We start from the raw sequence: 1,946 nt of genomic DNA on the forward strand, positions 1-1,946 counted from the left end.
CCGGATCGGCCAGCAGCACGGCCGCGGTGTGGCCGGCGGCATCCCGCGCCAGTCCCGAGGCGTCGCGCAGCGCGCCGATCAGGCCGGCGCGGTCCAGGGCGGCGAGCAGCGGCGTACCGCACCCACCTCCTCCACACCCGCCACCCCGGCGCCACGCCGCCCGCAACCCTCATGCCACTTCCCCCTCTTGAGAACCGGTAGGAAGAACCACCCTGAACGACGCACGACACCCGCACCAGCACATTGCGCCGACTTGCACGAACCCGTCCGGCGAGACCACCCTCGCCTCGCCGGCAGGCAACCTGACCGGCGACGGCGGGCAGGGCGCCATGCCCAGCCGAGGCGGCGCAGTGCAGCACGCGGGCGGACACGGCCGACCGCGCCTCACGAGCTTCACCCGGCCACCGACATCAAGGTGACCAGCACCACCACCCATTCGATTGACACATAAAACTTGACGTAAGGGCGACTCGTGAAATAGACTAATGATCCAAGCGGCGGACTTCCGCGCGCAGCCACCAAGCCAACAACCCCGCCATTCCGAAGGGACCCACCACCATGGCCTCCAACCACAGCGCCTGGCTGACCTTCCGCGCGCCGGACCCGAATCCCACGATCGACGTGCTCTCCGTCGAACTGCTCGACACGCCGAACAGTTGGACCGCATGGGGCCCCGCCATGTTCCACGCCCCTCTCCCCGACCACGCCGCCATCGACCTGTCAGCCACGGCCGCAGCAGACCGGCAGCTGCAGGCCGCCGGATGGAGGCGCACCAGCGACTGGATGGAAGCCGACCTCGGTTACGCCGCCCGGGTCGAACCCGCCTGACCACCTCACCTCACCCCGGCCGCATCCGGCGCAGGTACCCAGCCCCCGCGAGGAAGACGGCGACAGCGACCCGCTGCCGGTCAACGGGGCGCCGAGCAGAACCTTTCGCCGGCCAACTTGGAGATCGGCGGCTTCGGGATCGGGTCCGTTCCGTACGGGTTCGCGCAGTCGTAGAAGACGTATCCGCGGATCTTGGCGTGGCCGGACTTCCGCGTGACCGTGCCGCGCGTGTACCGGGTCTTCTCGGCCTTGACGTACGCGAACTGGTCGTACGCGACCGCGTCGCCGCGATACGCCACTCCCAGCGCAGTGGCGTTCTTGGCCGGGCTCTTGCGCACCTTCACGGCACTGCACGAGATCTTGCCGTGTCCGGTGCCGTACGCCCGCGCCGCCGGGGCGGCGATGAGCACCGAGCCGGCCACGGCTGCGCTGATCGCGACCGCCGCGAGCGGACGGCCGAAACGCTTGGATATGCGCACCTGTTCTCCTTCCGGGTCCGCCGGTCCGCCGCCGGGTGGCGGCTGACCGGGCTGAACGGAAGGTAGAAGCGCCACCCTGTGGACAGAGCGCGCGCGCCAACCCGAGGCCTCACGAAATGCGGTAGTCGCTCTCCAGGAGAATCTCGGCGACTGCCCAGGGGCCCTCGTAGTCCGCCGGGCCGAACAGCACCGGCAGGCCTGAGTCGGCGCTGCCGCGCAGCAACTTCACCCAGTCCTGCCAGACCTCGCGGTCCGCGAGGGGGAAGCGCGCCTCGACGGTTGCCCGAACCGACCGGCCCTGCGTCGAGTCCAGGGTGGCCAACGCGCTGCGGACCTCGGCGAGGGAGATCACCCAGCCCGGGTTGGCGAGCTTGTGTGCGCAGATCCCCGCCGGAGGCTCGGGGTGCCACGAGATCCGGCGGTTGTACGCCTCCAGGAAGGCGCGCAGCTCGTCATCGAGATGGACCGTGGGCATCCCGAGCTGAGCCTCCAGGCATTCGGACTCGCGCCCCGGCAGAGGCGTCGGCTCGGCGGGAACCCCTTGTGCCGGGCGAAGCATTCCCAGGTCCAGCATCGTCAGCGCGACGGCTCCGACTTCGGGCTCGCTGAGCGGAAGGTGATTCAAGGGTCTCCTTGGGT

3 protein-coding genes are annotated in these 1,946 nt (G+C 70.0%); 1 reads left to right on the plus strand and 2 read right to left on the minus strand.

All coding sequences use genetic code 11. From position 1 onward, the window contains the following. The first annotated feature begins 558 nt into the window (after positions 1–558). Positions 559–828, plus strand: coding sequence for a hypothetical protein (locus GA0115259_RS29765; RefSeq protein WP_093602767.1), 270 nt, complete (start codon positions 559–561; stop codon positions 826–828). Between the two features lie 80 nt (positions 829–908). Here the strand turns inward: GA0115259_RS29765 and GA0115259_RS29770 are convergent, their stop codons facing one another. Further along, positions 909–1,307 (minus strand): hypothetical protein, encoded by a 399-nt coding sequence (locus GA0115259_RS29770; protein WP_093602769.1) that lies wholly within the window; start codon positions 1,305–1,307, stop codon positions 909–911. Positions 1,308–1,416: 109 nt separating this feature from the next. Then, the coding region (locus GA0115259_RS29775) for a hypothetical protein (protein ID WP_218104246.1) at positions 1,417–1,946 on the minus strand (530 nt) is incomplete at its 5' end.

The organism is Streptomyces sp. MnatMP-M17 (assembly GCF_900091995.1).
GTDB lineage: Bacteria > Actinomycetota > Actinomycetes > Streptomycetales > Streptomycetaceae > Streptomyces.